5 protein-coding genes are annotated in these 7,208 nt (G+C 46.5%); 2 read left to right on the plus strand and 3 right to left on the minus strand.

Annotated elements, in window-relative coordinates; translation table 11 throughout:
• Positions 1–212 precede the first annotated feature (212 nt).
• The gene (locus QUA23_RS07020) at positions 213–1,691 is read left to right on the plus strand and encodes an alpha-amylase (protein ID WP_333075309.1); all 1,479 of its coding nucleotides are present in this window, start codon (positions 213–215) and stop codon (positions 1,689–1,691) included.
• A gap of 66 nt (positions 1,692–1,757) precedes the next feature.
• Here QUA23_RS07020 and gnd read toward each other — a convergent pair whose 3' ends face one another.
• On the minus strand, positions 1,758–3,212 hold the full coding sequence (gnd, locus tag QUA23_RS07025; RefSeq protein WP_333075310.1) for a decarboxylating NADP(+)-dependent phosphogluconate dehydrogenase: 1,455 nt from the start codon (positions 3,210–3,212) through the stop codon (positions 1,758–1,760).
• Between the two features lie 293 nt (positions 3,213–3,505).
• Between gnd and QUA23_RS07030 the strand changes: the two genes are divergently transcribed.
• Positions 3,506–3,928, plus strand: coding sequence for a hypothetical protein (locus QUA23_RS07030; RefSeq protein ID WP_333075311.1), 423 nt, complete (start codon positions 3,506–3,508; stop codon positions 3,926–3,928).
• Between the two features lie 130 nt (positions 3,929–4,058).
• Here the strand turns inward: QUA23_RS07030 and QUA23_RS07035 are convergent, their stop codons facing one another.
• Both QUA23_RS07035 and QUA23_RS07040 read right to left on the minus strand, forming a co-directional pair.
• Complete coding sequence (locus tag QUA23_RS07035) at positions 4,059–4,655, minus strand: Uma2 family endonuclease (RefSeq protein WP_333075312.1); 597 nt, start codon at positions 4,653–4,655, stop codon at positions 4,059–4,061.
• Between the two features lie 490 nt (positions 4,656–5,145).
• Entirely contained in the window at positions 5,146–7,011 is a 1,866-nt protein-coding gene (locus tag QUA23_RS07040; RefSeq protein ID WP_333075313.1) for an ABC transporter ATP-binding protein, read from the minus strand.
• Positions 7,012–7,208: the final 197 nt, after the last annotated feature.

Below are 7,208 nucleotides of genomic sequence, written 5' to 3' on the forward strand. Positions count from 1 at the left end.
GAATGGGGCTTTTTGTCTGCACTCAAGTTCAAGTATGGTTCAAAGAGTCAGGCGAAAGTCAAAAGATTTTATAGTTGAGAAATGTAACAAAACTTTAATCACACCCCAACCGGAGTTTTAGAAAAAATTAATGCGGATACCGTGACAATGGGCAATGCTGTAGCCTAAGATCGCCTTAAATTGTCAGTATCATCTCAAGGCAAGGGTGCAAAATGGCAGATATCAACGGCACGATGATGCAATATTTCCACTGGTACATTCCCGATCGAGGAACCCTGTGGGATGAGGTGAAAAATCAAGCGAAAGAATTGGCTGATGCGGGCTTTACCGCACTGTGGCTGCCGCCAGCTTACAAAGGAAGTGGCGGGCAAAGCGACGTTGGATATGGGGTTTACGACTTATTTGATTTGGGAGAATTCGACCAAAAAGGTTCAATTCGCACCAAATATGGTACTAAGCAGCAATATTTGGATGCGATCGCAGCCCTGCACAAATCTCAGATCCAAGTCTATGGCGATGTAGTTATCAACCACAAAATGGGTGCAGATACAGCAGAGATATTTAAGGCAACTCCTTATCCTTACCACGATCGGCTAAATCCCAAAGGTGGATTGCAAGAAATCAAAAGCTACACTCATTTTAACTTTCCCGGGCGCAAAGGTAAATATTCCCAAGTTGAATGGCACTGGTGGCATTTTGACGCAGTAGACTACAACGAATACAATAAAGACGATCGCGGCACAGTCTATTTGGTAGAAGGCAGAATGTTTGATGACTATGTTGCCCTAGAAAATGGCAATTTTGCATATTTAATGGGGTGCGATCTGGATTTCCAGGATCAATGGGTACGAGATGAAATTACACGCTGGGGTAAGTGGTATCTCGACACAACAGGTGCCGACGGTTTCCGTATAGATGCAATCAAGCACATATCGTCTTGGTTTTTTTCGGAATGGTTGGATGAAATGGAGCGATATGTCGGCAAAGATTTGTTTGTTGTCGGTGAGTATTGGGCACCAAATATCGATATCCTGCACTGGTATGTCGGTTCAGTTAAGGGCAAAATGTCCGTTTTTGACGTGCCGCTGCATTACAACTTTCATTACGCCAGCCAACAGGGCGGTAACTACGATATGCGGCGCATTTTAGACGGTACAATGATGCAGCAGCAACCGACTCATGCAGTAACGTTTGTCGAAAACCACGACTCCCAACCGCTGCAAGCACTTGAATCTGTGGTAGAACCCTGGTTTAAACCTCTTGCGTATGCGATTATTCTATTGCGAAGAGAAGGTTATCCCTGCGTTTTCTACGGCGATTATTACGGTGCAGAATATGAAGATTGGGGGCGTGATGGCAATCGGTATAAGATTGTTATGCCGTCTCATCGATCGCTAATTGACAAGTTGCTCCATGCTCGCAAACACTTCGCCTACGGCCCTCAATATGACTATTTCGATCATTGGAATACGATTGGCTGGACGAGATTGGGCAATGGGAAACATCCACAGGCAATGGCAGTAATTATGAGTGACGGCCCGGAGGGTTTCAAGTGGATGGAAGTTGGTAAACCTCATGCTAAGTTTGTGGACTTAACAGGGCATATTAAGGAACCTGTTTCTACTAACGAGTGGGGTTGGGGCGAGTTTCGCTGTCAAGGCGGTTCAGTATCTGTGTGGGTTCAGGAATAAGAGCGGTTGGCAGTAATATCATGTTCTATCTGTAAGGTGCGCCGAAACGCACCCTACAAAAATTAATTAATCGGTAGTACCAGTTTGCAGCGATTCTTTAGCAGTCTGCGTCCACTCTGAGTGGAAGAATTCGCCGCGCGGTTTGTCGGTGCGCTCGTAGGTGTGAGCCCCAAAATAATCACGCTGAGCTTGCGTGAGGTTTTGCGGCAATCTTTCGCGGCGGTAGCTGTCGAAATAGTCCAGCGAGGCACTAAATGCTGGCACTGCAATCCCCAGTTGGCAAGCAGTAGCTAACACGTCTCGCCAAGCCGATTGGCGATCGAGAATGCTCTGTTTGAACTCCGGCGCTAACAGCAAATTCGGCAGCGTGGGGTCGTCCTTGAAAGCTGTTTTAATCTTGTCCAAAAAGCCAGCCCGAATGATACAGCCACCTTTCCAAATTCGGGAAATTTCGCTCAAACTCAAGTCGTAATTGTACGACTTCGAGGCCGCGCTCAACAGCGCCATGCCTTGCGCGTAGGAGCAAATCTTCGAGCAGTAAAGCGCATCGCGGACTTTGTTCACAAACTCTTTAGTATCGCCTTCGTACTTGCCGCTAGGCCCGGTCAGTTCTTGGGAAGCTTTGATGCGCTCGTCTTTGTAAGAAGACATGATTCTGGCATTCACAGCAGCGATAATGGTGGGAATGCTCACGCCCAATTCCAAAGCACTCATAACAGTCCAGCGGCCGGTACCTTTTTGGCCGGCTGCGTCCATAATTACCTCAACTAAGGGTTGCTTAGTTTCCGGGTCGTTGTACTTGAAAATATTAGCCGTAATTTCAATCAAAAACGAGTTGAGTTCGTCTGTGGTATTCCATTCGGCAAAAACTTCCTGCAACTGCTGGCCGTTCAATCCACCAACGTTTTTGAGCAAATCGTAGGCTTCAGCAATGAGCTGCATATCACCGTACTCAATACCGTTGTGAACCATCTTCACATAGTGGCCGGCGCCACCAGGGCCGATGAATGTGACGCAAGGGCCGTCATCTACTTGAGCCGCAATTTTGGTGAGAATTGGCTCTAGTAGACCGTAAGCAGTGCGGGTGCCACCGGGCATCAAGCTAGCACCATTCAGCGCGCCTTCTTCGCCGCCGCTGATGCCCATGCCGACAAATCCCAGCCCCATCGATTCTAAATCTTTGGTGCGGCGTTCGGTGTCGTCGTAGAGCGAGTTGCCGCCGTCAATAATCATGTCGCCCGGTGACAGCATGGGTTTGAGCTGGTCGATGACCGCATCTACGGGTTTCCCAGCTTGCACCATGACTAAGATTCTGCGCGGGGTTTCTAGGGCATCGACGAATTCTGTCAGAGTCTTGGTGCCTACAATGTTCTTGCCGGGGGCGCGTTGTGCCATAAAGTCGTCGGTTTTGGCTGCTGTGCGGTTGTATACAGCCACGGAGAAGCCTCTGCTTTCGACGTTGAGCGCTAGGTTTTCGCCCATCACTGCTAGACCGATTAAACCAAAATTTTGCTTTGTCATGCTAATAACCCGCTGGTTGTTCCCGCTTGATGATAGGTTTGCGAGAGAGGAAAGCGAGGCGGGGTGTAGCGCTTTCCGGTGGACTAAAAGTATTGGACAATAGACCTAGGAGGTTTAGGTTTATTTTTATATTCCCAGAATTGCTGTTTGGTAAATCAGTAGGGTTTTTTTAAGATTTAAGGGATATTAATGACGCGGGCAGGTGATGATAAGGCAGGTATTATGTCGATCGCGGTAACGGTAGATACAAACAAGCGGACATTTTGAGGAAAATTGAGGAGACTGTTTTAACTATGGAAGATTTGCAGTATCTCGCGGCCTGGGTGAAGGAGCAACACGCTCGCGAGTATATTTTGACTTGGCTGCTGAGTCAACAGGGGCTGTGGTGGTCTGATGGGGATATTTATCAGGCCGTTTTGCAAAAGTCGGGAAAGCTTTTGAAAGCTTATGTTCAAAAAAGGCAAGCGGGAGAGTTATTTGAGGGAATTTCTGAGAAGTTGGGAGGAGATGATAATTGGGATGATTTGGCGGCGAGTTTGGCGCGGATTCTTGCGGTTTATCAGGAGGAATTATCTCATTTGCAAGAGCGCGATCGCAAGGGGGATGGGGTAAAAAAAAATTTGATTAGCCAACCATTGACTGGAGATCCTTTGCCGCTTTTGGAGGTGCAGCAAGCTTTGCCCGATCCTTATGCGGATACGTTGACGGGGAGATAATTGCTCATCATTTTTGTGGATGGAGGCTCATCTCAGAAACCGGGTTTCTTCCCTTATTATCTCGTACTCAACCCAAATTGTCGCAGAAACCCGGTTTCTCGCCACTTGGGCGAGAGTTCTGGATCTAGATTCAAGGATTGAGAATAGGTGTAAGATCTAGAAGAAATCCGGGAAGTACATCTTCACCCGAAAGTGTAGGCGGTTGGTCAAAAGAGAAATTAATAACTTCTGCTACATCTTCAGACAACCGATAGATTTCTACTAAAGGTGTTTGGGGGTCAATTAGCCAACCTAAGCGACAGCCGTTAGTTCGATAATACCGCATTTTAGCCCGCAATGTTTCTAGGGAATCACTTTGCGATCGCAATTCTATTACAAAGTCCGGGCACAGGGGAGGAAATTTGCGCTTATCTTCTGCGGATAATGCTTCCCAACGTTCTAGGAGTACCCAAGCAGCATCAGGGGAACGCTTCGCACCGTTGGGTAATTGAAAGACAGTGGAAGAGTCAAAGACTTTTCCCAATCGAGTCTGACGATTCCACAAACCGAGTCCCAGGTTGAGATCGGAATTTCTGATGCCGCTTTCGCCGCCTGTTGGAGGCATAATAATTAGTTCTCCTTCGGGGGTTTGTTCTAATCGCCACTCTTCATTAGCGATGGACAATTGATAAAATTGTTCGTCGGTTAAAGCGACGGCGGCAGGTAGGTTGAGAGTTATAGTTTCCATCGTTGATATTATTGCCAACTAGGTTGGTTTTATTATAGATCGCACTTTCTGACAATTTTCTCAAAAAGATCGCATTCAGCAGTAAAACAGGTATCTCTGCTTTACCTCGAAGCCTAGATCCCCCTAAATCCCCCTTAATAAGGGGGACTTTGAATCGAACTTTTGTCCCATCAAGAAGCGGGAATTTGTATTTGACTTTTGTCCCCCCCTTTTTAAGGGGGGCTAGGGGGGATCGAGACTTTGCCACAAAACAAATGAGATTAATCTCTCATAAATCTATCTCACACAATCATCCCAGGAACCGGGTTTGTTCCGAGATTTCTCGTACTCCACTGAAAATTGTCGCAGGAACTCGGTTTCTCGCCACATAAGGAGAGAAATTAGATCGCCAATCCGCAATAATTTATCACAATCACCCGCGCCAAATTCCCCACGCTAACCCACAAGTCCGCCGGGGGTTTTAAACCCCTGGCGGACTGTGTGTTTAACTCTAAATATAACTACTAGCTTGACGTGTGAACATTGAGCAGTAAATTCCATTTGATGCGATCAATTCGTCGTGAGTTCCTATTTCTGCTATTTTACCGTTTTCCATGACGGCGATACGATCGGCAATTTTTGCTAATCCCAATCTGTGACTGATGACTATGGTTGTTTTCCCGGCGGCTATTTGGCGGAAGATGCTGTAAATTTCGTGTTCTGTCTGGGGATCGAGGGCGGCGGTTGGTTCGTCAAAAATGAGCACTTCGGCTGTAGAAAGCCGCATTAAGGCGCGGGCGATCGCAATTCTTTGCCACTGTCCCCCGGATAAGTCGATGCCGTCTTCTAATTGTTTCCCCAACGGAGTCTCTAAACCATGGTCTAAACTGTTGACTTTAGCTGCAATTCCTGCTTCGGAAATAGCTTCGTTAATTGCGGTGTCATCCGACAGTGAAAACAAGTCGCCGAAACCGACGTTTTCGCGGACTGTGGAGGGGAAACGGGCGTAATCTTGCATGACGACGGCGATGCGCGATCGCACGTATGCTAGAGAGTACGATCGCAAATCTTTGCCGTTCCAGTCGATCGTACCACTTGTCGGGTCGTACAGGCGGCCGAGGAGTTTACCAAGGGTGGTTTTACCCGCGCCATTTTCACCAACAAGCACTAGCATTTCACCCGGATTAATCGTTAAGTTGATATCTTCAACCGTGCTTTTATTGCTACCGGGATAGCAAAAAGATAAATGCTTAATCTCAATGCCAATTTTATCTTTTGTGGGGCGGGAATCTTGCCCGCCTTCTGATAAACTAGGCAGGCGAGACGCCACATCCACAAGCGGAGACTGCAATTCTGGTTTGAGTTCTAACAGTTGAAAAATCGGACTAACACCGAGAGAGATATCGTACAAATTAGTATAATTGCCAATCAGTAATTGCAAACTTTGCTCCACCTGGACAATCAAACCCGAATAAAGTGCCAAATCCCCCAAAGTATAGCGCCCTCCCAAAGCTCCCATTACCACATAAACAAATGGCAAAGCTACTCCTACTCTACTAAAGACTGACCATAAAAGTACAACAATTGCTCCTTTTTTTCGGATGCGTTGCATCTCGCTAAAAAACTGCACAAACTGACTTTGCCAGCGTTTGAGCCAAAGTTCCTGCAACCCAAACAAACGCAATTCTTTAGCGTATTCTTCGCCAGTCAATACTCTAGCGGATAAGTTCATTTCACGACTTATTTTAGCTTGCTTTCTTTGAACTCTCCAGATGATTTTGCTATATTTTCTTTGGATGTAAATTGAGGGAGATGATGAAATTAACATCAAGAGTGGCACCCACCAAGCTATGGTAGCAGCAAGGCTAATAGATGGAATAAATATAAAAATTCCCGTGATGGTCATGCTGAGGGTAAATGCTAGTTGCTGTATTTTGGATACTCCGGTTTTTGCGAGTTCTACAATATTTAATAGTTCGGGGTTTTCAAACAGGGCGATATCGTCGAAATTGGCGACTTTTTCCAGGACTTTTCCTTCGACAAAGCCTTGAACGCGATCGCGCAGGGATGTCGCTGCAAAGGAGCTCATTGTTTCTAGCGAGTCGCCGACTAACTTGAGACTTAAGACTCCGGCAATACTCCACAGCAATATTGGCCGGGAAAGCATCAAAGCCAAGGGCTGTGCTGTTTGGGTTTGCGACAGCAACCGAGATACTTCATCAATGATTAATTTATCTAAAAATAGGACGGCAGAGGGGGCAGCACCGCGAATGATGTTGAGTAATATTAAATTGCGGAGTTCTATTGGTGCGGCTTTGATTATCAGGCCCAAGCTGCGCCACAGAGCTTGGAATGTGGTAATTTGGATGGGTTGCATAGTTTGTGGGTAGGTGTCTGGTCTACTAGACCTCTCCAATAATTATTGTGGAACAGGCCGGAAAGCCTGTTCAAGACAGGCTTTTCTGGAGATGTCTACTCATCGCTTCCCCGTATATTATACAGCACTTTGCTTAACGATTAGGTACAATATTAGAGGTGGTAAGAAAGAGAACAATGAAACCCTACTCCCTAGAT

The sequence above is a fragment of the Microcoleus sp. Pol1C5 genome (assembly GCF_036701115.1).
Classification (GTDB): domain Bacteria; phylum Cyanobacteriota; class Cyanobacteriia; order Cyanobacteriales; family Microcoleaceae; genus Microcoleus.

What these genes read in the sequence shown, in the direction of transcription:
- QUA23_RS07020 (WP_333075309.1), top strand. Translation starts at nt 213, where the DNA reads ATGGCAGATATCAACGGCACGATGATGCAATATTTCCACTGGTACATT.
- gnd (WP_333075310.1), bottom strand. Translation starts at nt 3,212, where the DNA reads ATGACAAAGCAAAATTTTGGTTTAATCGGTCTAGCAGTGATGGGCGAA.
- QUA23_RS07030 (WP_333075311.1), top strand. Translation starts at nt 3,506, where the DNA reads ATGGAAGATTTGCAGTATCTCGCGGCCTGGGTGAAGGAGCAACACGCT.
- QUA23_RS07035 (WP_333075312.1), bottom strand. Translation starts at nt 4,655, where the DNA reads ATGGAAACTATAACTCTCAACCTACCTGCCGCCGTCGCTTTAACCGAC.
- QUA23_RS07040 (WP_333075313.1), bottom strand. Translation starts at nt 7,011, where the DNA reads ATGCAACCCATCCAAATTACCACATTCCAAGCTCTGTGGCGCAGCTTG.